This is a genomic window from Streptomyces sp. NPDC023838 (assembly GCF_040639555.1).
GTDB lineage: Bacteria > Actinomycetota > Actinomycetes > Streptomycetales > Streptomycetaceae > Streptomyces.
This window is the reverse complement of the sequence record NZ_JBFAAD010000042.1, coordinates 37,211-58,414: the sequence shown is the minus strand read 5'-3', so window position 1 is coordinate 58,414 and position 21,204 is coordinate 37,211. Positions and strand designations below refer to the sequence as shown.

At 71.6% G+C, this 21,204-nt stretch carries 23 protein-coding genes and 1 pseudogene; 21 read left to right on the top strand and 3 right to left on the bottom strand.

From position 1 onward, the window contains the following. Positions 1-190: 190 nt before the first annotated feature. The 4 genes and pseudogenes from AB0G17_RS33060 to AB0G17_RS33045 form a co-directional block, all read left to right on the top strand. A pseudogene (locus tag AB0G17_RS33060) lies at positions 191-478 on the top strand (PfkB family carbohydrate kinase); the annotation flags it as partial. Further along, on the top strand, positions 475-1,257 hold the full coding sequence (locus tag AB0G17_RS33055) for an IclR family transcriptional regulator (RefSeq protein WP_361390635.1): 783 nt from the start codon (positions 475-477) through the stop codon (positions 1,255-1,257). The pseudogene AB0G17_RS33060 and the gene AB0G17_RS33055, both read left to right, overlap by 4 nt. Then, positions 1,254-1,667: a RidA family protein gene (locus AB0G17_RS33050; RefSeq protein ID WP_361390633.1), complete on the top strand. Its 414-nt coding sequence runs from the start codon at positions 1,254-1,256 to the stop codon at positions 1,665-1,667. Before AB0G17_RS33055 ends, AB0G17_RS33050 begins: the two co-directional genes overlap by 4 nt. Before the next feature lie 133 nt (positions 1,668-1,800). Then, positions 1,801-3,279 (top strand): gluconate:H+ symporter, encoded by a 1,479-nt coding sequence (locus tag AB0G17_RS33045; protein ID WP_361390631.1) that lies wholly within the window; start codon positions 1,801-1,803, stop codon positions 3,277-3,279. 175 nt (positions 3,280-3,454) lie between these two features. Here AB0G17_RS33045 and AB0G17_RS33040 read toward each other — a convergent pair whose 3' ends face one another. Beyond that, a complete protein-coding gene (locus tag AB0G17_RS33040) occupies positions 3,455-4,816 on the bottom strand; it encodes a M14 family metallopeptidase (protein ID WP_361390629.1) in 1,362 nt (453 codons plus the stop codon). 417 nt (positions 4,817-5,233) lie between these two features. On the opposite strand from AB0G17_RS33040, the gene AB0G17_RS33035 reads away from it, so the two are divergent. Then, positions 5,234-6,076 (top strand): serine protease, encoded by an 843-nt coding sequence (locus tag AB0G17_RS33035; protein WP_361390627.1) that lies wholly within the window; start codon positions 5,234-5,236, stop codon positions 6,074-6,076. A 57-nt stretch (positions 6,077-6,133) separates the two neighbouring features. On the opposite strand, the gene AB0G17_RS33030 is transcribed toward AB0G17_RS33035, so the two are convergent. Then, positions 6,134-7,822, bottom strand: coding sequence for a glycoside hydrolase family 18 protein (locus AB0G17_RS33030; protein WP_361390625.1), 1,689 nt, complete (start codon positions 7,820-7,822; stop codon positions 6,134-6,136). Positions 7,823-8,083: 261 nt separating this feature from the next. On the opposite strand from AB0G17_RS33030, the gene AB0G17_RS33025 reads away from it, so the two are divergent. The 16 genes from AB0G17_RS33025 (at position 8,084) to AB0G17_RS32950 (ending at position 20,686) form a co-directional block, all read left to right on the top strand. After that, the gene (locus AB0G17_RS33025) at positions 8,084-8,935 is read left to right on the top strand and encodes a hypothetical protein (protein WP_361390623.1); all 852 of its coding nucleotides are present in this window, start codon (positions 8,084-8,086) and stop codon (positions 8,933-8,935) included. 68 nt (positions 8,936-9,003) lie between these two features. Beyond that, a complete protein-coding gene (gene cpaB / locus AB0G17_RS33020) occupies positions 9,004-9,708 on the top strand; it encodes a Flp pilus assembly protein CpaB (RefSeq protein ID WP_361390621.1) in 705 nt (234 codons plus the stop codon). A 7-nt stretch (positions 9,709-9,715) separates the two neighbouring features. Then, complete coding sequence (locus AB0G17_RS33015) at positions 9,716-10,951, top strand: AAA family ATPase (protein WP_361390619.1); 1,236 nt, start codon at positions 9,716-9,718, stop codon at positions 10,949-10,951. Positions 10,952-11,046: 95 nt separating this feature from the next. After that, the gene (locus tag AB0G17_RS33010; protein WP_361390617.1) at positions 11,047-11,424 is read left to right on the top strand and encodes a TadE family protein; all 378 of its coding nucleotides are present in this window, start codon (positions 11,047-11,049) and stop codon (positions 11,422-11,424) included. Positions 11,425-11,471: 47 nt separating this feature from the next. After that, complete coding sequence (locus AB0G17_RS33005) at positions 11,472-11,852, top strand: TadE/TadG family type IV pilus assembly protein (RefSeq protein WP_361390615.1); 381 nt, start codon at positions 11,472-11,474, stop codon at positions 11,850-11,852. Between the two features lie 17 nt (positions 11,853-11,869). Beyond that, positions 11,870-13,207 (top strand): CpaF family protein, encoded by a 1,338-nt coding sequence (locus AB0G17_RS33000; RefSeq protein WP_361390613.1) that lies wholly within the window; start codon positions 11,870-11,872, stop codon positions 13,205-13,207. 8 nt (positions 13,208-13,215) lie between these two features. Next, the gene (locus AB0G17_RS32995) at positions 13,216-14,154 is read left to right on the top strand and encodes a type II secretion system F family protein (RefSeq protein ID WP_361390611.1); all 939 of its coding nucleotides are present in this window, start codon (positions 13,216-13,218) and stop codon (positions 14,152-14,154) included. 10 nt (positions 14,155-14,164) lie between these two features. Then, on the top strand, positions 14,165-15,052 hold the full coding sequence (locus AB0G17_RS32990; RefSeq protein WP_361390609.1) for a DUF5936 domain-containing protein: 888 nt from the start codon (positions 14,165-14,167) through the stop codon (positions 15,050-15,052). A 10-nt stretch (positions 15,053-15,062) separates the two neighbouring features. Next, positions 15,063-16,379, top strand: a complete 1,317-nt coding sequence (locus AB0G17_RS32985; protein ID WP_361390607.1) for a histidine kinase — start codon at positions 15,063-15,065, stop codon at positions 16,377-16,379. After that, a complete protein-coding gene (locus AB0G17_RS32980; RefSeq protein ID WP_361390605.1) occupies positions 16,376-17,152 on the top strand; it encodes a response regulator transcription factor in 777 nt (258 codons plus the stop codon). Before AB0G17_RS32985 ends, AB0G17_RS32980 begins: the two co-directional genes overlap by 4 nt. Positions 17,153-17,281: 129 nt before the next feature. Beyond that, the gene (locus AB0G17_RS32975; protein ID WP_358833109.1) at positions 17,282-17,512 is read left to right on the top strand and encodes a hypothetical protein; all 231 of its coding nucleotides are present in this window, start codon (positions 17,282-17,284) and stop codon (positions 17,510-17,512) included. Between the two features lie 65 nt (positions 17,513-17,577). After that, the gene (locus AB0G17_RS32970) at positions 17,578-18,204 is read left to right on the top strand and encodes a pilus assembly protein TadG-related protein (protein WP_361390603.1); all 627 of its coding nucleotides are present in this window, start codon (positions 17,578-17,580) and stop codon (positions 18,202-18,204) included. Between the two features lie 52 nt (positions 18,205-18,256). Beyond that, positions 18,257-18,847, top strand: coding sequence for a hypothetical protein (locus AB0G17_RS32965; RefSeq protein ID WP_361390601.1), 591 nt, complete (start codon positions 18,257-18,259; stop codon positions 18,845-18,847). 14 nt (positions 18,848-18,861) lie between these two features. Continuing rightward, positions 18,862-19,518 carry an OmpA family protein gene (locus tag AB0G17_RS32960; RefSeq protein WP_361390599.1) on the top strand — a complete coding sequence of 219 codons (657 nt, stop codon included), beginning with the start codon at positions 18,862-18,864 and terminating at the stop codon, positions 19,516-19,518. 320 nt (positions 19,519-19,838) lie between these two features. Continuing rightward, positions 19,839-20,258: an SRPBCC family protein gene (locus AB0G17_RS32955; RefSeq protein WP_361390597.1), complete on the top strand. Its 420-nt coding sequence runs from the start codon at positions 19,839-19,841 to the stop codon at positions 20,256-20,258. Then, the gene (locus AB0G17_RS32950; protein ID WP_361390595.1) at positions 20,258-20,686 is read left to right on the top strand and encodes a MarR family transcriptional regulator; all 429 of its coding nucleotides are present in this window, start codon (positions 20,258-20,260) and stop codon (positions 20,684-20,686) included. The genes AB0G17_RS32955 and AB0G17_RS32950 overlap by 1 nt, the downstream gene beginning before the upstream one ends. A 15-nt stretch (positions 20,687-20,701) precedes the next feature. Here the strand turns inward: AB0G17_RS32950 and AB0G17_RS32945 are convergent, their stop codons facing one another. Further along, a complete protein-coding gene (locus tag AB0G17_RS32945; protein WP_361390593.1) occupies positions 20,702-21,115 on the bottom strand; it encodes a VOC family protein in 414 nt (137 codons plus the stop codon). Positions 21,116-21,204 lie beyond the last annotated feature (89 nt).

Below are 21,204 nucleotides of genomic sequence, written 5' to 3'. Positions count from 1 at the left end.
CTGGACCTGCACGCCTGGCGCGACGCGCCCGGCAAGGTGCACGCCGCGATCGACGAGGTGGCCACTCTGCACGGCGCCCCCCGCGCCCCTAGGTGGTCAGGGGCGCGGGGAACTGCGCGAGCAACCCATCACGGCCCGCAGCCGACCGACAACCGCCGGAGGCTTTCGGGAAGGGGCGGGGTGGGGAAGAATCACCGCCGTTCCGGCACCCCGCGTGGACGTCGTCGCCCCCACCGGCGCCGGAGACGCCTTCGCCGCCGGATTCCTGCACGGCACCCTGCGGGGACTCCCCGTACGGGAGCGGGCCCGCCACGGGCACCTGTTCGCCGCCGCCGTGCTCACCGTCCCCGGCGACCACACGGCCCCGCCGCCCCGCGCGCACGCCGACCGGCTTGCCGCTCTGGACGACGACGCCTGGGGGAGACTTCGTCTCGCCCCCGGGTGGACGGGGGAGGAGCAGGAGGTACGTACGTCATGAGCCAGACCGTCGACCGGGCGCTGAGCATCCTGCCGCTGCTCGCGCAGGGCCCCGCCGACCTCGGGCAGGTCGCCGAGCGGCTCGGGGTGCACAAGTCGACCGCCCTGCGGCTGCTGCGCACCCTGCACGAGCACGGTCTCGTCTACCGCCAGGAGGACCAGCGCTACCGCCTCGGCGCCCGCCTCTTCGCGCTCGCCCAGGAGGCCGTGGAGAACCTCGACGTACGGGAGATCGCCCACCCCCACCTCGTCGCGCTCAACGAGCGGATCGGGCACACCGTCCACCTCGCCGTGTACGAGGACGGCGAGGTGCTGTACATCGACAAGGTCGAGAGCCGCTATCCGGTGCGGATGTACTCCCGGATCGGCAAGCCCGTCGCCATCACCGTCGCGGCCGTGGCCAAGCTGCTCCTCGCCGACCTGCCCGAGGCCGAGCGCCGCACGGTGGCGGACAAGCTCGACTACCCCGCGTACACGTCCCGTTCGACGCCGAACGCCGCCGCGTTCCTGAAGGAGCTCGCGGCCGTACGCGAACAGGGCTGGGCCACCGACCTCGGCGGCCACGAGGAGTCCATCAACTGCGTGGCCGCGCCGGTGCGCGGCACGGACGGCCGCGTCGTCGCCGCGATGTCGGTCTCCGCCCCCAACGTCGTCGTCACCGCCGAGGAGCTCCTCGCCCTGCTCCCGCTGGTGCGCCGCACGGCGGACGCCATCAGCAGCGAATACTCCGGCAAACCCACCCATCCCGCCAACCCCAGGGAAAAGGAAGGCAGTTCATGACCGAGAAGGTCGCTCTCACCCCCGCCACCCACACCACACCCCCGGCCAGGTTCTCGCACGGCGTACGCAAGGGGAACATCCTCCAGGTCGCCGGGCAGGTCGGCTTCCTGCCCGCCGTCCAGGGGCAGTCCCCGACGACCGCGGGCCCCGGGCTGCGCGAGCAGACCCTCCAGACCTTCGCCAACGTCCGGGCGATCCTGGAGGAGGGCGGCGCCACCTGGGACGACGTGATGATGATGCGCGTCTACCTCACCGACGTCGCCCACTTCGCCGAGATGAACGAGATCTACGACGCGTACTTCGAGGAGCAGGGCCTCAAGGCCCCCGCCCCGGCGCGTACGACGGTGTACGTGGGCCTGCCCGAGGGCCTGCTCATCGAGATCGACGCGCTGGCCGTCCTGGACGCCTGACCTTGCTCTTAGTCACCTTGCTCTTAGTACGACCGCTCCACAGGCCGCACGGAGCGGCGCCCCGGACCGCCGGGACGCCGCCCCGCGGTCCGCCACGCCCTGGAACAGCCCTGCGAGTCACAGGAGTCCCCGGATGCCGTACCCGCTCGCCACCACCGCGCCCCCGCCGCCTGTGCCGCACACGGGCGGGATCCTCCCCTTCGTCGGCGGCACGACGGGCCTGCTGACCGTCGCCGCCCTGGGCATAGCCCTCCTCCTCTATCTGATCATCAAGATCAGACTCCAGCCGTTCGTGGCGCTGCTGGCCGTCTCCATAGCCGTCGGCCTCGGGGCCGGCCTCTCCGTCACGGAGCTCTTCGGCACGGTCCAGAAGTCCGCCGCCGTCTCGACGGTCGAGTCGGGGATGGGCGGCATCCTCGGACACGTGGCGATCATCATCGGGCTCGGTACGATGCTGGGCGCGATCCTCGAAGTGAGCGGCGGCGCAGAGGTGTTGAGCGCCCGGCTCCTCGCGCTCTTCGGGGAGGAACGCGCCCCCCTCGCCATGGGCCTGACCGGCCTGGTCTTCGGCATCCCGGTCTTCTTCGACGTCGGCATCTTCGTCCTGGCGCCCATCGTGTACGCGGCGACGAAGCGCTCGGGCAAGTCGATCCTGCTGTTCTGCATGCCGCTCCTGGCCGGCCTCTCCATGACCCACGCGTTCCTGCCGCCGCACCCCGGCCCGGTGGCGGCGGCCGGGCTGTTCCACGTCTCGCTGGGCTGGGTGATCCTGATGGGCGCGGTGGTCGGGCTGCCGTCGGTGCTGGCGGCGTGGGCGTACGCGGCGTGGATCGGGCGCCGGATCTTCGTGGAGGTGCCGCAGGACATGGTGGAGGCGGCCCAGGAGGCGCGGGCGGCGGTGGCGGCGGAGCAGGAGGCGGCGGGGGTGGAGCCGGGGGAACGGCCGGTGGCCCTGGCGACGGTCCTGACGATCATCGGCACGCCGCTGCTCCTGATCCTGGCCGCGACGTTCTCCTCCATCGCGCTGGACCCGTCCCCCGGCCGCTCGGTGATCGAGTTCTTCGGCAACCCGTTCGTGGCGCTGACGATCGCGCTGGTGCTGGCGTACTGGTTGCTCGGCCTCCGGCGGGGCTGGTCGCGTACGTCCCTGGAAAGGGTGTCGACGGCGTCGTTGAAGCCGGTGGGGAACATCCTGCTGGTGGTGGGCGCGGGCGGGGTGTTCGGTGCGGTCCTGAAGGCGTCCGGGATCGCGGACGCGCTGGCCAAAACCTTCCACGACGTCGGCCTGCCGGTCATCGTGCTGGCCTGGCTGATCTCGGTGGCCCTGCGGGTCGCCCAGGGCTCGGCGACGGTCGCGATCGTCACGACGGCGGGCATCGTGGTCCCCCTGGTCGAGGGCGCGTCCTACTCCCAGGCGCACCTCGCCCTCATCATCATGGCGATCTCGGCGGGCTCGATCTTCGCGTCGCACGTCAACGACGGCGGGTTCTGGATGGTGTCGAAGTACTTCGGCATCAGCGAGCGGGACACGTTGAGGTCGTGGACGGTGCTGGAGAGTGTGCTGGCGGTTGCGGGAGGTGGGGCGGCAGCGCTCCTCAGCTTGCTGATTTAGCCCCCACCCCGCCCCTTCCCGCTGTGACATGCGCGGAGCCGCGTGGCCCCGGGGGCGGGGGCGGGGGCTGCCCGGGCGGGGCCCGCGTTCGTCTGCGGGCCGGATGTGGCTGGTCGCGCAGCCCAGCACGGCCCGCAGACGAACGGGGTCCGGGGCGTAGCCCCGGGGCAGGCCGTCAGCCCGTGCAGTACTGCTGCTCCTTACCGATCGACCGGTACATGCAGTCGGCGTTTTCGAGCAGCTGCAACACCGCGTCCCGGTTCCGCGACGTCTCCCTCTCGATCACCTCGTCCGGCGGGTAGAACCCGCCCCCCGCGCCCGACTCACCCGGATACATCTCGAACGTGAAGTCGAAGATCTTCTGCGCGCCCCAGAGGTAGTCGTCGATCGTGCCGTCCGTGATGTACAGGTCGCTGGACTGCTCCGGCGTGTACCCGTTGGACGCCGCCATCTTGCCGCCGACCGCCGCGTACGCGTCGTGGTCGTCCTGGGTCAGGCCCGGCGCCGTGTTGTTGTACGTGTAGCCGAACGGCCACAGCACCAGTTCGCTGTACGTGTGGAAGTCGATCCCCGCCTTGATCTGCTGCTTGCCGCCCACCACCCGGCTGCGGGCGAAGTCGGCGACGACCTTCACCTCGGGCGCGGATTCGGCCGACGCGCCGCGGTACGTCTCGGAGCCCTTGCTGCTGGAGGATCCGCCGCAGCAGCCCCACTTGTAGTTCCAGTTGCGGTTCAGGTCCGTACCGACGGACGACGAACCGGAGTTGGGCTGGCGGTTCTTGCGCCACGAGCGGTACGAGCCGGTCGCGATGTCGTACTCGCCGCCGTCCGGGTTCAGGTCCGGCACGATCCAGATCTCGCGGTTGTTCACCATGTTGGTGATCCGCGCGTCCTTGCCGTAGCCCGCGCCGAACTCGCGCAGCAGGTACAGCGCCATCTCCACCGTCAGGTGCTCACGCGCGTGCTGGTGGAAGGTGAACAGCACCTCCGGCTCGTTCTCGTCCGTCGCCACGTTGTCGCTGACCTTGATCGCGACGATGTCCCGGCCCTGGTACGACTTGCCGATCACGCGCTTGCTCATGATCGAGGGATAGGCCGCCAGCCGCTGGTCGATCTCCGCCGTCATCTCGGCGTAGTTGTGGTAGTTCGAGTCCGCCGGCGGGAAGTCGAAGGGCTGCGCCTTCAGGCCGTTCGTGCGGTTCGGCGGACCGGCCAGCGCCTTGAGCGTGTAGCCGAGCGCGCGCAGGTCCTTCGCCTGCGCCGCGTCCGCGCTGACCACGACGGTGTGCTCGTGCACCTCGTCGATGGAGACCCCGGTGGCGGCGAGGGCGGTGCGCGCGGCGGGGGTGGCCGGGCCGTGGATCTCGTACTGGGTGGTGGCCTCGTCGGCGGCCACGTCCGCGCGCTCCCGGGGTGAGGGGGAGGGGGACGCGGTGGCGTGGGCGGTCATGGGCGCGGCCAGGGCGATCGCCAGCAGGGCCGCCAGGCCCGCCGAGCGTCTTGCGCCGGAACCGCGCGTACGCGTACGAAGTCGCATGAATGCTCCTGGGGATTCGGAGGTGGGGGTGTTCATGTCGACGTTGCTGGGGTGGTGCCTCGCACCCCGAGCTTCTGGGTATGGCATGTCAGCGTCAAGGTGCGGCCCCTCCTCGTCCGGCCCGCGTGGGTGATATCCCGTCAAGGTCGTTCCCGTGCGCCGGGTCCTCCCGCGCCGCCCGGGAGCCGGGCGCCTCCGTCGCTGTCATGAGCCGATGGTGCGCGGCGGGACTGCCGGACCGGGCCGCCGACGGGGCCCCGATGGACCGTCCGGACGTACGGGACGACCCCGTCGTGAGGGCGGAGCTGATCCAACTGGCCCGAACCAGACGGTTGCCCCCGGGGGTTGGCGCGACCAACAATGCGCATGACAACTTCAGGAACCCACTCCTGAATCCCTTCAGAGGGGAACCCCCACATGAAGAAGCCTCTCGTCGGCACGGTGCTCGCGCTTCTGCTCGTCGGAGCGGGTGCGGCACCGGTCGTCGCGGCGCCGCACACCCACAGCGGCGCCAAGGCGACGGTCAAGGCGGTCGACTTCGCCGGAACGGTCGCGCTCAGCAACTGTTCCGGGTCGCTCATCCGCACGCCCAGCTCCCAGCCGAACGACCCCGCTCTCATCCTCTCGAACGGCCACTGCCTGGAGACCGGATTCCCGGCCGCCGGCGAGGTCATCACCGACCAGCCCTCCACGCGCAGCTTCTCGCTGCTCAACGGCTCGGGCAGCAAGGTCGGCACGCTGCGGGCCACCAAGGTCAGTTACGCGACGATGACCGACACGGACATCACGGTCTACGAGCTGAGCAAGACGTACGCGCAGATCCAGAGCCAGTACGGGATCGGCGCGCTCACCCTCAACGACCAGCACCCGGTCGCGGGCACCGCCATCAAGGTGGTCTCCGGGTACTGGAAGCGGACCTACAGCTGCAACATCGACGGGTTCGTCTACCGCCTCAAGGAGGGCGACTGGACCTGGAAGGACTCGGTCCGCTACACCTCCGCCTGCCAGACCATCGGCGGCACCTCGGGCTCCCCGGTCATCGACACGGCCACCGGCAAGGTGGTCGCGGTGAACAACACCGGCAACGAGGACGGCCAGCGCTGCACCGAGAACAACCCGTGCGAGGTGGACCAGAACGGCAAGGTCACCGTCCGGTACAAGATCAACTATGCCCAGGAGACGTACATCATCGTCCCCTGCATAGGCACCGGGAACAAGGTCGACCTGAGCCGCCCGGGCTGCACCCTGCCCAAGCCGTGAGCACGACGGTCTCCCCGCGCCCCCTCCTAGGGCGCGGGGAGACCCGCCGGACAGGCCCTACGGCAGCGCGTGCACGTGCGGGCCCACCGCGTTCGACCAGGCGTTGCCCGACTTGGCGTCCCAGTTGGTCGACCAGGTCATCGCGCCGCGCAGGCCCGGGTACGTCTTCGACGGCTTGAAGGTGCCGCAGCCGGTGCCCGCCGTCAGGCAGTCCAGCGCCGCGTTCACCACCGACGGCGCCACGTAGCCGCTGCCCGCGCCGCTCGTGGAGGCCGGCAGGCCGAGGCCCACCTGGGACGGGTCCAGGCCGCCCTGGAGCTGGATGCAGGCGAGCGCGGTCAGGAAGTCGACCGTGCCCTGCGCGTAGACCTTGCCGTCGCAGCCGTTCATCGAACCGCTGTTGTAGTACTGCATGTTGACGACGGTCAGGATGTCCTTGATGTTCAGCGCCGTCCTGAAGTACTCGTTCGACGTCGACTGCATGTCGATCGTCTGCGGCGCCATCGTGATGACGAGCTTGCCGCCCGCCTTCGAGGAGAGGGACTTGAGCGCCTGTGTCATATAGGTGGAGTTGAGGCCGTTCTCCAGGTCGATGTCGACGCCGTCGAAGCCGTATGTCTGCATCAGCGAGTAGACCGAGTTGGCGAAGTTCGCCGCGGACGTCGAGTCGTTGATCGACACCGTACCGTTCTGGCCGCCGATGGAGATGATCACCGACTTGCCCGCCGCGTGCTTGGCCGCGATGTCGGCCTTGAACTGGTCGACGGTGTAGCCGCCGAGGCCGTTGGTGTCGAGGTTGAAGGTCACCCCGCCCGGCGCGCCGGTGGCGTCCGCGAAGGCGACCGCGATGATGTCGTAGTTCGCGGGTACATCGCTGATCTTCTGCACGGTCGCACCGTTGTTGAAGTTCTGCCAGTACCCGGTCACCGCGTGCTTGGGCACGCTCCCGCCGCCCGGGGTACCGGTGGCCGAGGTCTTCGCGGTCACCGCCGCCGACTTGGCGGACTCTCCGGCCGCGTTGGTCGCCGTCACCTGGAACTGGTACGAGGTCGACGCGCTCAGCCCGGTCACGGTCGCCGAACCGCCGCTCACCGACCGCACCTTGGCGCCGTCGCGGTAGACGTTGTACCCGGTCGCGTTGGAGACCGCGCCCCAGGAGAGGTCCACCGAGGAGGAGCTCACCGAGCCGACCGCGAGGCCGCCCGGGGCCGCCGGAACCGTCGGCGCCGGGTCGCCGCCCCCGCCGCCGTCCGGGCCGAAGACGGAGATGTCGTCGGCGTAGTAGGCGCTCTGGCCGTACCAGCCATGCGTGTAGATCTGCACCGACGTGGTGGAGGCGCCGGTCTTGAAGGTGGTCGACAGCCGGCTCCAGCCGCCGCCGGTGCCCGGCGTCCAGGTGGAGACGTCGCCGGTGCCGGTCCCGGTGGCGCCGAGGTAGACGTACGAGCCCTGGACCCAGGAGCTCAGTGTGTACGTCGAGTTGGGCTTCACGGCGACCGTCTGGACGCACTGGCCGGTGTCGGAGCCCGACGGGGTCGCCCTGAGGGCGGCGGCTCCGCCGTGCACCGGCGAGGAGACGGCGGCGCCGCTCCCCGCCGTACAGCTCCAGTCGGCCAGCCCCGACTCGAAGCCCGCGTTCCTGGCGTTGTTGACGTCCGCCGCGTGGGCGGTGCCGGTGAGCCCGGCTATGGACAGGGCGCCGACGGCGGCCACGGCCAGGCCGACTCTGCCGCTTGCTCGTTTCACTTGCTGCCTCCGGTGGGGGAGTTGGGAGGTCGGTGGGGAGGTGGGGCGCGCGCCGTGCGACAAGCTGGTCCAGACCTGCGTACAAGTTGGTCCAGACCAATCCTGTTGTCAAGACCTCTGGCACCCCTGGAGGCATCACAGAAACGAGAAGACTGTTCACCCGCAGCTATCTCCTGGATACAGTGCTGCTTCAGGAGGGAAGCGCGGTGATCACTTACGGCTGAGGGGGCCCGAACCGGGCCGAGGGAACGGGGACTTGATGTGCCAACTGCGATAGCCGTCACCAGCCCGGACCTGGTGTTACCGGCGACCGATCCACACACCCCGCCGGTGGCGGTCTTCTCGTCCCCGGACGTCCAGCCGCTCGACGCCGCACTCGCCCACGCCCACCGCCTGCTCGACGCGCACGGCCATGTCGTGGTGCTGTACCCGGATTCGCTCCCGGCCGCCCACGAGCAGCGGCTGCACACCGTCCGCTCGATCCTGGAGAGCGACCGGATCGCGCTGCTGCGATCGCCGCTGCCGCCGCTCGGGCTGGCGGTCCTCGCCCGCCAGCTGTGCCAGCTGTCCATGTGCGATTTCAGCCCCGGCGTGCTCGCCTCGGCCGCCCGCCTGCTCGCGCACTACATCCACGCGGGCGCCGTACTGAACTCGGTCACCCGGCTCGACCGCGTCCCGGTCGGCCTCAAGACGCACGCCAAGTCCTGGCTTCCCGGCACCCAGTTCGCGGTGCTCGCCCACCCGGAGCCGCAGCTGGTGCGGATCGGCACGGGCGACCTGGAGGGGCCCGAGTACGCCTGCCATCTGCTGGTGGCGAGCGCGGCGGCGCCCTCCGACTGGGTCACCGCCACCCTCGCCGCAGGCTGGCAGGTCGGTGCCGTGCTGGAAGCGCCGCTGCCGGGGTACTCGCCCACCTGGTGGGGGACGGGCAGGCTCACCGAGTTCGCCGCGTACCTGTCCGAGCTGTCCGTGCTCTACCAGCTCGTGGCGTCCGTACGACGGGAGTCGTGCCGGTGGTGCGGCATGGAACTCATCGGCGACCGCTGCGGGTTCTGCGCCTCGCCCGTCCCCGCCCCCGAGCTCCAGCTGCCCGCGGGAGGCACGTACACCTAGCCGCCGCGCAGCCCGCCCGGTGGCTCCGTCCGCTCAGTCCCACGTCATCGAACGAGGTCGTACGGTCAATGAACTCCCGTCAGCGCCGTGGCGTCATCCTTCTCCTGGTCTCGGTCCTGTGCGCGGCCGGCGCCTTCGCCGGGGTCCTCTCGGTGATCCACGACGCCAACTCGAAGGTCGGCCCCGAGGTGACGGCGTACCGCGTGAAGAGCGATATCGACCCCTACAAGGACCTGAAGGACAGCCAGTTCGAGAAGACGTCGATGCCCAAACGGTGGCTGCCCGGCAACGCGGTCACCGATCTCTCCGCCATCCGCGGAATGATCGCCGTCACCAAGCTCAGGGCCGGTTCGCTGCTCCAGACCGACATGATCGTGAAGCGGCCCGAACTCCGCGCCGGGGAGCAGGAGATCGCCATTATGATCGACGCCTCCACCGGTGTGGCGGGCAAGATCACGCCGGGCTCCACGGTCAACATCTTCGCCACGTTCGCCGCCGCCAAGCAGGGCGACACCGCCCAGTCGAAGATCATCGTCTCCGGCGCCAGGGTCATCGACGTGGGCAGCCTGAAGGCCCTCGACCCCGGCCGCGACGACCGCAACAAGAGCACCGAGGCCGTCCCGATCACCTTCGCCCTGGGCACCGTCGACGCCCAGCGCGTCGCGTACGCGGAGTCCTTCGCCCAGCACGTGCGGCTCGCGCTCGTCGCACCCGGCGGCAGCCCCTCCGTCCCGCCCGGCGACCGTACGTACCGCCTCGAAAAGGACCAGTGAGGTTCGGATGACCACCAGGATCCTCCCGGCCGTCGCCGACGCCGACGCCGCCCGGTCCGTCACCACCCTGCTCAGCCAGCTCCCGGACGCCGAGCCCGCCGCGCCCGTGGGGGACTCGACCCAGCTCCTGGACACCCTGGCCCGGCTCGCCGGGGAGTCCCTGGACGAGCTGCCCGAAGTCGTCCTCGTCCACGAGCGCATCGGGCCGGTGCCCGCCCTCGACCTGGTCCGCGAGGTCGCCCTGCGCTTCCCCGCCGTCGGCGTCGTCCTGATCACCTCCGACGCGGGCCCGGGCCTGTTCGCCGCCGCCATGGACTCGGGCGCGCGCGGCCTGGTCACGCTGCCGCTGCACTACGAGGAGCTGGTCAGCCGGGTGCAGGTGGCCGCCCAGTGGTCGACCGGCGTACGCCGCCACCTGGGCGGCGGGGGCGAGGCGTCGAGCGGCCCCGGCGGCACGGTCGTCACCGTCACCGGCGCCAAGGGCGGGGTCGGCACCACCGTCACCGCCGTCCACCTCGCCCTCGCGGCGTGCGCCTCGGGCCGCACCACGGCGCTGGTCGACATGGACCTCCAGGCCGGGGACGTGGCCTCGTACCTCGACGTCCAGTTCCGCCGCTCCATCGCGGACCTCGCCACGATCACCGACATCTCGCCCCGGGTCCTCCAGGACGCCCTGTTCACCCACTCCACCGGCGTCGGCCTGCTGCTCGCCCCGGGCGACGGCGAGCGGGCCGAGGAGGTCACCGACCGCGCGGCCCGCCAGATCCTCTCCGCCCTGCGCCACCGCTACGAGGTGGTCGTCGTCGACTGCGGCACCCAGATGAACGGCGCCAACGCCGCCGCCGTCGAACTCGCCGACACCGCCCTCCTGGTCACCACCCCGGACGTGGTGTCGGTACGGGCCGCCAAGCGGATCGTACGGATGTGGGACCGCCTCCAGATCCGCAAGGCCGAGGAGACCACGACCGTGGTCAACCGGCACAACCGCGCCACCGAGATCCAGCCCGCCCTCGTCCAGAAGGTCACCGGCACCCGGATCACCCGCACCTCCGTCCCCGCCAACTTCAAGGAGCTCCAGGCCGTCGTCGACGCCGGACGCCTGCACGACCTGGACGCCAAGTCCACGGTCAAGCAGGCGCTGTGGACGCTGGCGGGCGAGCTGGGCCTGGTGAAGGGGGTCGGCCCGGCGCCGGAGAAGAGCGGCCGGGGCACGCTCGTGCTGCGGCGGCGGGGGCACGGATGACACGGCTGACACGGCTGACGCGGCTGACACGGCTTGCACGGCTGACGGGCATACGGACGCGGGGGATGCGGTCGGGGTGCACGCGGTCGCGGGGGATGCGGACGCGCGCCGACCGGGACCGGGGGCAGGTCATCGTCGAGTTCACCGGGATGGTGCCGATCATCCTGGTGACCCTTGCCGCCATCTGGCAACTGGTCCTGACCGGCTACACGTACACCGTCGCCGGACACGTGGCCGACGAGGGGGCGCGGGCGGGGGCGGCGAAGGACGGGGGGCCCGCCGCGTGCGAGGCGGCGATGCGGGCGGCCGCCCCGGACGGGTGGGACGTGGGGCCCGGCTGCGGCGGAGGCGGCGACCCCGACGTCTTCACGGCCACCGTCGCGATCAAGGTCCCGGTGCTCTTCCCGGGGGCGCTGTCCTTCCCGTTCACGGTGCACGGGCGGGCCGGGGCGGCGCGGGAGGAGAGGCCGTGAGGTGGCGGGAGCTCAGGGGCGGCCGGAGCGGCGCGGGAGCAGGCGCCGTGAGGCGCCGCGCGCACCGCGGCGACCGCGGCTCCGCCGCCGTCGAGTACCTCGGCTTCCTGCCGCTGCTGCTCCTGGTCGCGCTCGCCGGCGTCCAGCTGGGCCTCGCCGCGTACGCCGCCCAGCAGGCGGGCACGGCCGCGCGGGCGGCGGCCCGTACCGGCGCGCAGACGGAGCGCGCGGGCGGAGCCGCACAGGCAGGGAAGGCCGCCGTCAGCGACTGGGTCGGCAAGCGCGCCGACATCGGGGTGCCCCCGAGCTGCCCCGGAGCCACGGTGACCGCGACGGTCACCGTCTCCATCCCCTCCGTCTTCCCCGGCATCGACCACTTCGGCCCGGTCCACAAGAGCGCCACCATGCCCTGCGACGAGAGCAACTGACCGAGGAGGCACGCCACATGAGCCTGCGAGCCCGTATCACCGCCCCCGAGGAGACCCGGGGCGGCGAGGGCGACGCGCACCTCGTCGCCGCCTACCGGGGCAAGCTCCTGGAGGAGATCGACCTCGCCGAGATGTCCTCGCTCGCCGCCGCCGAACGCCGGGCGCGGCTCGAACGCGTCCTCGGCCACATCCTCAGCCGCGAGGGCCCGGTCCTGTCCACCGGCGAGCGCGCCCAGCTGATCCGCCGGGTCGTCGACGAGGCGCTCGGCCTGGGCGTACTGGAACCGCTCCTAGAGGACGCCTCGGTCACCGAGATCATGGTCAACGGCCCCGACCAGATCTACGTGGAGCGCGCCGGGCGGGTCGAGCGGCTGCCGATGCGGTTCGCCTCGCACGAGCAGCTGATGCAGACCATCGAGCGGATCGTGTCGACCGTCAACCGCCGCGTCGACGAGTCCAACCCGATGGTCGACGCCCGGCTGCCGTCCGGCGAGCGCGTCAACGTGATCATCCCGCCGCTCTCGCTGACCGGCGCGACCCTCACCATCCGCCGCTTCCCGCGCTCCTTCACGCTCCCCGAGCTGATCGCCTTCGGCTCGCTCGACCAGTCCATGCTGATGCTGCTCGCCGGGCTGATCCAGGCGAAGTTCAACGTGATCGTCTCCGGCGCCACCGGCACCGGCAAGACGACCCTGCTCAACGCCCTCTCCGGCCTCATCCCCGAGCACGAGCGCATCATCACCATCGAGGACTCCGCCGAACTCCAGCTCCAGCAGAGCCATGTGATCCGCCTGGAGGCCCGCCCGGCGAACGTCGAGGGCAAGGGCCACGTCTCCATCCGCGACCTGGTCCGCAACTCGCTGCGCATGCGTCCCGACCGGATCGTCGTCGGCGAGGTGCGCGGCGGCGAGTCCCTCGACATGCTCCAGGCGATGTCCACCGGCCACGACGGCTCGCTGGCCACTGTCCACGCCAACAGCGCCGAGGACGCCCTGATGCGGCTCCAGACGCTCGCCTCCATGTCCGAGATCAAGATCCCGTTCGAGGCGCTGCACGACCAGATCAACTCGGCCGTCGACGTCCTGGTCCAGCTCACCCGGCACGCCGACGGCTCCCGCCGGGTCACCGAGATCGCCCTGCTCGACTCGCACGGCCGCGACCCCTACCGGCTCGCCACCGTCGCCCGCTTCGACCCCCGCCCGATGGCCGCCGAGGGGCGCGTCCACGGCGAGTTCCGCCACTTCCCGCTCCCGCGCCGCGTCGCCGAACGGCTCTACCTCGCGGGCCAGCCCGTCCCGCAGGCGTTCGGCATCGCCTCCTTCGACGAACAGCTCGCCACCCGAGAGGCCAGGTAGCACCGCCCATGTCCGCACTCACCCAGCTGACGACCGGGATCACGCTGCTCGCCTGCACGGCGGCCGTCGTCGGTGTGCACGTGTACGCCACGGGCCGCGCCCAGCGCCGGGCCCTGGTCGAACGGCTCTCCACTGCCGGGGAGCCGCTGCCCGCGGGGCGTCGGCGGCCCTTCGCCGGGGTGGACCGCAGGCTGCGCCGCACCGGCTTCGGCAAGCGCGTCGAGCGCAAGCTCGCGGTGACCGGCCTGGACCTGACGCCCGGCGAGTTCTTCGTCTACGTACTCGCCGCGGTCGTCGGCCTGTGGGTGGTGGCCGCCTCGGTGCTCGCCTCCTTCTTCGGCCCGCTCGCCGCCCTCGCCGGGCTGTGGGCCGCCAACACCTTCCTGAACTGGCAGCGCATCCGGCGTACCGAGGCGTTCATCAACCAGCTCCCCGAGATCTCCCGCGTGATCGCCAACGCCACCCAGGCCGGGCTCGCCCTGCGCACCGCGATCGCCATGGCGGCGGACGAGCTGGAGGCCCCGGCGGGCGACGAGCTGAAGACCGTCGCCGACCAGCTCGCCGTGGGCCGCACCCTCGACGACGCGCTCGGCGAGCTGGCGAAGCGGCTGCCCTCGCGCGAACTGGTCGTCCTCGTCTCGACGTTGATCCTCTCCAACCGGGCCGGCGGCGCGGTCGTCAACTCGCTGCGCAACCTCACCACCACCCTGGAGGAGCGCAAGGAGACCCGCCGCGAGGTGCGCACCCAGCTCTCCCAGGTGAACACCACGGCGTACGCGGTCCCGGCGATCGGCGTCGGTGCCATGCTGCTCGTCAACCAGATCGCGCCGGGCTCGCTCGCCAAGATGACCGGCACGTTCCTGGGCCAGGCCGCGGTCGTCGTGGCGCTCGGGCTGTACGCGCTGGGCTTCGTCGCGATCCGCCGCATCTCGAAGATCGACGTCTGAGGGGGCGGGCATGGAACTGATCCTGGGACTCATCGGCGGGCTCAGCGTGCTGGGCGCCTTCCAGGGCGTCCGGATGTACCGCGCCGAGGCCAAGCTCCCCGGCGACCTGGCCCTCGCCCTGGAGGTCGGCGCCACCCGCACCACCCGCACCGGCGGCGCCATCGACCGCCTCGGCATCCGCTACGCCCCGCTCGTGCTGCGGCTGATGGGCCCCAAGCGCGTCGGCGAGAAGCGCCGCAAGATCGACATGGCGGGCAACCCCGGAGGCCTGACCATCGACCGGTACGCGGCGCGGCGCGCGGTGTACGGGGCGCTCGGCGCGGTCGGCGCGGTCGTGATGATCTCCGGCGGCAACTACCTCCTGGCCCTGCTGATGGTCGCGTTCGCGTACTACTGGGTCGAGGTCGGCATCTGGGCCGCCGTCCGCCGCCGCCGCGACGACATCGAGCGGACCCTGCCGGACTTCCTCGACGTCCTCGCGGTGGTCGTCTCCGCCGGACTCGGCTTCCGCCAGGCGCTGGAGCGGGTCGCGGAGAAGTACGAGGGCCCCTGGGCCGACGAGGTGCGGATCGCGCTGCGCCAGATGGACATGGGGGTCAGCCGCCGCCAGGCCTTCGACGACCTGCGCCGGCGCAACGACTCCGAGCAGGTCGCCATGTTCGTCACCGCGCTCCAGCAGGGCGAGGAGCTGGGCGCGCCCATCGTGGACACGTTGATAGCGATCGCCACCGACATGCGCCGCACCGACGCCCAGAACGCCCGCCGCAAGGCCGCCAAGGCGGTGCCCAAGGCGACGCTGATGGTCACCACGTTCATGGTGCCCGCCACCATGATCCTGATGGCCTCCGCGATGCTGCTCGGGTCCGAGGCGGACATCGGCTCGCTCACGGGGAAGTGAGGGACCCACCATGCCGAAGCCACCGCGTCAGCCACCACGCCAGTCACCGCGTCAGCCACCCCGCCAGCCGCTGTCGCCGTCCCCCGAGCCCGAGGTCTCCCTCCAGCTCAACGCCCTCCAGGCGCTCTGCCGCCAGGTCTTCCTCTTCCGGCTGGCGATGATAGGGCTCGGCACCCCGTTCGCCCTGGCCAACTCGGCCCGGGGGATCGCCACATGGCTGGTCTCCGGAGCCGTACTGATCACCTTCATGGGCTCGTACGCCCTCTACCGCGACTGGGAGCGCTTCGGCCCGCTCCTGCTGCGCCACCCGTGGTTGCTGGGCGTGGACACGGCCTTCGGCGCGCTGCTCGTGTTCACCGCGACCCCCGACTCCCCGCTCGGCTACGTCGTGGTCTGCACGCCGCTGCTCGCCGGGCTTGTGTACGGGTGGCGGGGCGCGGGCGTCTTCGCCGGCCTCCAGTGCGTGATCCTGGCGCTCGCGTACATGGCCCAGAGCCGGCACCACCACCAGCCGCCGGCCCCGGCCCTGCTGCTGCCCGGCTTCTGTGTGCTGGCGGGCGCGGCCGGGGTCGCCCTCAGAGGCCTGCTGCTGCGGTTCGGCCTGGCCTCCCGCGCCCTCACCGAGGTACGGGCGAGGCTGGCGGTGGAGCAGGAACGGGCCCGCCTGGCCAGGGAGTTGCACGACTCGGTCGCCAAGACCCTGCACGGCGTGGCGCTCGCCGCCGAGGGCCTGGCGGCCTCCGCCGACCGCACCGACCCGGTGACGGTCCGGCGCGGGGCGACGCTGGTGGCCCGCTCGGCCCGCCGCGCCGCCGCCGAGTCCCGCGAACTCCTCGCCGACCTGCGCCGCGAGCCGGGCCCGGACGGGGGAGTGGACGTCCTGGCCGAACTGGCCGCGCGCGTACGGGACTTCGCGGGGCGAAGCGAGCGCACGGGTGTGAGCTACCGCTCCCTCTCCCCGGACCCGGGCGCGATGCGGGTCCCGCAGCCGGTCGCCCGCCAGCTCCTGACGATCGCCTCGGAGGCCCTGGAGAACGCCCACCGCCACGCGGGCCCGGCGCGCGTGGACGTGTCGGCGGGCGTGGTCGGGGACGTGCTGCGCATCAGCGTGTACGACGACGGGCGCGGCCTGCCCCCCGGCACCACCCTCGACGGCCTGCGCCGGGCGGGCCACTTCGGCCTGGTCGGCATGGTCGAGCGCGCGGCGGACCTCGGCGCGCGCATCCGCATCGGCCGGGGCGAGGCGGCACGGGGCACCGAGGTCCGCCTGGACCTGCCGCTCGCGGCGCTGGGCGCTGCGCGGGCCGTGGAGAGGAGCGGGGTATGACGCGGGTGGTGGTGGCGGACGACAACCCGGTCGTACGGGCCGGGCTCACCGCGCTGCTCGACGGCCGAGGCGGCACGGAGGTCGTGGCCGAGGCGGCGAACGGCCGCGAGGCGTACGAGGCGGCACTACTGCACCGGCCGGACGTGGTCCTGCTCGATGTACGGATGCCCGGCGTGGACGGCCTGGCGGCACTGCCCCGCCTGGTGCGGGTGGCGCCGGTGATGATGCTGACGTACAGCGGCGAGGACGAGACCGTACGCGAGGCGCTGCGGCTGGGGGCGCGGGGCTACCTGGTGCACGGCGAGTTCACGGTGGAACAACTGGTCGGCGCCGTACGGGAGATCGGGCGGGGCGGCTCGCACTTCTCGGTGACGGCGGCGCGGGCACTGGGTGTCAGGGCGGGGGCGGGGGCGGGGCCGGCGGCCGGTGCCGTCGCGGCCACCTCTCCGAGTATCGCGCCCCGGTCGATTTCGTTAAATCCGAACGAAGAGGCTTCGCGGATGCAACCGGATGTGGGACAGTCGTCACCGGGGCGCCGGAGGGAAACACCCCTCCTCCGCAAGGGCCTTGGGGCACACCGGCTCAGCAGGAGGGAGGTGGAGGTGATGGAGCTGATCACGGCGGGCATGAGCAATCAGCAGATCGCCGCCGCCTGCTTCATCAGCGAGAAGACGGTGAAGAACCACATCAACCGGATCTTCGCGAAGCTACACAGCAACAGCCGCACCCAGGCGGTCGCGACGTGGCTGGGTACGCGGGGGGTGGCGGGATGAGGCCTCTTCGGCGTCAACTCCACTCCCGGACCGGGAATTGGGCCCAGGGACCCTGTGCCGCAACCGGAGGGCCCGGGTACGGTGCGGCTGTCGAGCGCGGCACCGCCGTAGACCCCGGAGGGGACCACCATGAACGACAAGCTCCTCAAGCCCGCGACCGCCACCAGGATCCGCGTCCACGGCTGGCTGAACACGACGGCGACGGCGCTGCGGCGGCGGGGGGACCGGGGGCAGGGCGCGGTCGAGTACATGGGGATCATCATCGTGGTGGTGGCGATCATTCTGGTGCTTACGCAGACGAATTTCGGCACGACGATCGCCGGGAAGATCACGGCGGCGATCAACAAGATCAACCCCTGATCCCACCCGGGGCCCGCCGTCTCGCGGGCGACCGGGGGCAGGCCTTCCCCGTCTACATCACCGCGGTGGCGGGCCTGCTCTTCCTCGCGTTCGCGTACTTCGCGGTGGGCCAGGCGGCGGTCAAGCGCAACGAGGCCCAGACCGCGGCGGACGCGGCGGCCCTCGCGGCGGCTCAGGACTTCCGGGACCAGCTGCGGACGGGGCTGCTCGGCACCTTCGACTTCGAGCGCTGGCAGAAGCTCCTCGACGGCGACGCGGGCGGGCTGATCCCGCACAGCTCCTGCTCGGCGGCGAGCGACCTCGCCTCGCGCAATGACGCCACGGCCGACACCTGTGAGCTCTCCTTCCAGCCCGAGCCCACCTACCGGGTGACCGTGCAGACCAACAAGACGGCGGGCCACTCGGTCATCGCCGCCACGCAGGACCAGAAGGGTGCGGCGAAGGCGGCCGCCGTGGTCGTGCCGCGCTGTCATCTCCAGAAGGCACCCGGAACCGGGCCCACCGGCGAGCCCCCGGAACCGGGGCCCGGCTCGCCCCCCAGCCAGTCCCCCGGGCCGGGCGGGCCGGGGGACGAACAGAAGGCGTACCGACTCGTCTGCGACAACAAGCGGGACGTCGAGATCGACCCCGGCCACCTCGACCTCCTGCCGAAGGCGTCCGACCTGTTCTCCGTCCATCTGGCCGACAAGTAAGCGCTAGCAAACGTATGAAGTGCGCAGTACGAGGACCGAGGGGGCTTCACTCATGGACAAGGCTACGTTCGGGGCGCGGACGAGAGGCGCGGTGGTCGCTGCGGCTGCCGCAGCCCTGGCGCTCACCCTGACCGCCTGCGGGGGAGACGGCGGGGGCAAGCCGAAGGGCGACGACAAGCCCTCCTCCGCTCCGGCGGCGTCCGGCGGGAAGAACTCCCCGGCCGGTGGCCCGTCCACCCAGAGCACCGAGGTCCTCGCCACCATCAGCGGCGCCGGCGGCGTCGAGGTGGTGATCAACTCGGCGAAGCGGGACGCGGGAGGGTTCGTCACCGTGCAAGGCGTCGTGAAGAACGGGTCCAAGGACCTGTTCTCCGCGCCCGGATGGCAGGGCAGCGAGCAGGAGCTGAGGAGCAACGGCGCCTCCATGGCGGGTGCGGCGCTGGTCGACAAGGCGGGCAAGAAGCGGTACCTGATCCTGCGCGACACCGACGGCCGCTGCCTGTGCTCGCAGTTCACGACGGGCATCCAGGCGGGGCAGGAAGCCCCCTTCTACACCCAGTTCCCCGCACCCCCCGCCCCCGTCACAGAAGTCGACTTCCAGCTCCCCACCATGCCCACCGCCACCATCAAGATCTCCGGCTGAGGCGGAGGCACCCCATGCAGGCCACCCAGGCACCACCCGCGCCCCCGGCCCCCGCCGCCCGGCGCCGGCACGCCCGCCCCGCCGCCCTCGCCGCCGCCGTGCTGCTGTTCGCCGGGGCGGGGACGGGCGCGGCCGTCGCCGACGACCCGAACCCCACCGCCGTGCCCGCCGCCGCCCCGCCCGTGAAGGTCGACGCCAACGCGCCCGGGCTGAAGCTCTCCGACGGGGCGACGCTCGCCGCGCCCAGGGTCGTCGACATCAAGTCGGTCGTCGAGGACATGGGCGGTGAGGAGCGCCGCTCCGACACCAACGCCGACATCTCCTTCGCGCTCCAGGCCGAAGTCCTCTTCGGCAAGGACAGCGCCGCGCTCTCCGCCGAGGCGAGCGGCCGTATCCAGGCCATCGCCGACGAGATCAAGAAGCAGAAGGCCGCGAACGTCCGCGTGTTCGGCTTCACCGACAACCTCGGTACGCACGAGCACGGAGTCGTCCTGTCCAAGCAGCGCGCGGACGCCGTCCAGGGCGCGCTCACGCAGGCGGTCGGCGGGTCCGTCACCTTCGACATCCGGGGATACGCGGAGGACTACCCCATCGCGGACAACTCCTCGGAGGACGGCCGCCGCAAGAACCGCCGGGTCGAGGTGTCCTTCCCGCGCGGGTCGACCGGCTAGGGCCGGGCCGTCGGCCGGGGCGAGGGCGGGCCCGGCCGGCCGGGTGGAGGTGCGGCCGGCCAGGCGCCGTATGTGCGCGGGCCCCCGTCAACGTCCGTAGGAAGTGACGTTCCCGCGCACCACAGAGACTGCCAGCGGGGCCGCGTCCGGCACTTGGAAAAAAGCGCACGTCCGGGCAGGACGGCCGAGAATCGACGGTGGTGGAGCGTGGCAAGGGTGAAGGGTGGACAGATAGTCCGCGCACAGATAATCTACGGGAGGATTAAATTGGGGCGGGCCGTAAACGCTCGCATCAGCGCAGCAACAGACAGGGGATCAACATGTGGGTGTACGAGCACGGCGTCGAGACCAGCGCCGCTCCCGAGGCCGTCTGGCGGCTGTGGGCCGACGTGGAGAACTGGGGCGCCTGGAACGCGGACGTTCAGAAGATCGAGATCCGGGGCCCGTTCGCGGCCGGATCGGAGATCACCATGGGGGCGGACGGTCAGGACCCGGTCGAGCTGCGGCTCACCGAAGTGGCCGAGAACGAACGGTTCGTGGACGAGGCGAGCTTCGCCGGCCTGGTCCTGCGCACCGCGCACCGGCTCGACCGGCTGGGCCCGGACCGTACGCGGGTGGTGTACCGGATGGAGATCACCGGCGCGGCGGCCGACGAGATGGGCCCGGAGATCGGCCCGGCCGTCACCGCCGACTGGCCCGAGACGATGGCCGCGCTCGTCCGCCTGGCGGAGGCGCGCTGATGGCGCTGCGGCCCGGCGAGAGCCCGGGGTTCCTGCTCTGGCACGCCACGCTGCGCTGGCAGCGCGGGGTGACCGCGGCCCTGACGCCACTGGGCCTCACGCATGTGCAGTTCGTGCTGCTCGCGTGCACCTGGTGGCTCAACGGGCAGGGCGAGCACCCCAACCAGCTGGCGGTGGCCCGCCAGGCCGGTACCGACGTGAAGATGACGTCCCAGGTCGTCCGCACGCTGGAGACCAAGGGCCTGCTCGTACGCGAGACCGACCCGTCGGACACCCGGGCCAAGCGGCTGCGGGTGACCGAGGCGGGGGCTGAGCTCGCGCCGCGGGCGATCGAGGCGGTGGAGGCGGTGGACGCGGAGTTCTTCCGGCCGGTGCCGGTGGCTGAGGCGGTGGCGCTGCTGGCGGCGCTGGCCCGGCCGGAAGAGTGACCCGCCGGACAGGCCCTAGGAGCCGGTGCTTCCGCTTCCGCTGCCGCTTCCGCTGCCGTACGGCCTGGTGATCATCTCCATGGCGTGGCCGGAGGGGTCGAGGAAGTAGACGCCCCGGCCGCCGTCGTTGTGGTTGATCTCGCCGGGGCGCTTCATGTACGGATCGGCGAAGTACCGTACGCCCCACTGCTGGATCTTCTCGAAGCCGGCGTCGAACTCGTCCTCGGAGACGAGGAAGGCGTAGTGCTGCGGCACGATCTTGTCGGGGTCGCCGGTGGCGAAGTCCAGGGTGACGCCGTTGCCGGTCTCGACGGGGATGAACGGTCCCCACTCGTCGCCGACCCGCAGCCCCAGGATGTCCGCCAGGAACTCGGCGGAGGCCCGCTTGTCGCGGGAGTGGACGATGGTGTGATTCAACTCGACTGACACGGTGGAATGCCTCCAACAGGCATCTCACGGGCACCTCCACGCTCACCCGGCCGGTGACCCACGCGCGATGCCGTGGTCGTGATCGTAGG

Coding starts and splice junctions, on each gene's coding strand:
- AB0G17_RS32995 (WP_361390611.1), top strand. CDS start 13,216: ATGTCCGCACTCACCCAGCTGACGACCGGGATCACGCTGCTCGCCTGC.
- AB0G17_RS32985 (WP_361390607.1), top strand. CDS start 15,063: ATGCCGAAGCCACCGCGTCAGCCACCACGCCAGTCACCGCGTCAGCCA.
- AB0G17_RS33010 (WP_361390617.1), top strand. CDS start 11,047: ATGCGGACGCGCGCCGACCGGGACCGGGGGCAGGTCATCGTCGAGTTC.
- AB0G17_RS32990 (WP_361390609.1), top strand. CDS start 14,165: ATGGAACTGATCCTGGGACTCATCGGCGGGCTCAGCGTGCTGGGCGCC.
- AB0G17_RS33040 (WP_361390629.1), bottom strand. CDS start 4,816: ATGCGACTTCGTACGCGTACGCGCGGTTCCGGCGCAAGACGCTCGGCG.
- AB0G17_RS32980 (WP_361390605.1), top strand. CDS start 16,376: ATGACGCGGGTGGTGGTGGCGGACGACAACCCGGTCGTACGGGCCGGG.
- AB0G17_RS33055 (WP_361390635.1), top strand. CDS start 475: ATGAGCCAGACCGTCGACCGGGCGCTGAGCATCCTGCCGCTGCTCGCG.
- AB0G17_RS32965 (WP_361390601.1), top strand. CDS start 18,257: ATGGACAAGGCTACGTTCGGGGCGCGGACGAGAGGCGCGGTGGTCGCT.
- AB0G17_RS33035 (WP_361390627.1), top strand. CDS start 5,234: ATGAAGAAGCCTCTCGTCGGCACGGTGCTCGCGCTTCTGCTCGTCGGA.
- AB0G17_RS32975 (WP_358833109.1), top strand. CDS start 17,282: ATGAACGACAAGCTCCTCAAGCCCGCGACCGCCACCAGGATCCGCGTC.
- AB0G17_RS33015 (WP_361390619.1), top strand. CDS start 9,716: ATGACCACCAGGATCCTCCCGGCCGTCGCCGACGCCGACGCCGCCCGG.
- AB0G17_RS32950 (WP_361390595.1), top strand. CDS start 20,258: ATGGCGCTGCGGCCCGGCGAGAGCCCGGGGTTCCTGCTCTGGCACGCC.
- cpaB (WP_361390621.1), top strand. CDS start 9,004: ATGAACTCCCGTCAGCGCCGTGGCGTCATCCTTCTCCTGGTCTCGGTC.
- AB0G17_RS32960 (WP_361390599.1), top strand. CDS start 18,862: ATGCAGGCCACCCAGGCACCACCCGCGCCCCCGGCCCCCGCCGCCCGG.
- AB0G17_RS33050 (WP_361390633.1), top strand. CDS start 1,254: ATGACCGAGAAGGTCGCTCTCACCCCCGCCACCCACACCACACCCCCG.
- AB0G17_RS33045 (WP_361390631.1), top strand. CDS start 1,801: ATGCCGTACCCGCTCGCCACCACCGCGCCCCCGCCGCCTGTGCCGCAC.
- AB0G17_RS33000 (WP_361390613.1), top strand. CDS start 11,870: ATGAGCCTGCGAGCCCGTATCACCGCCCCCGAGGAGACCCGGGGCGGC.
- AB0G17_RS32955 (WP_361390597.1), top strand. CDS start 19,839: ATGTGGGTGTACGAGCACGGCGTCGAGACCAGCGCCGCTCCCGAGGCC.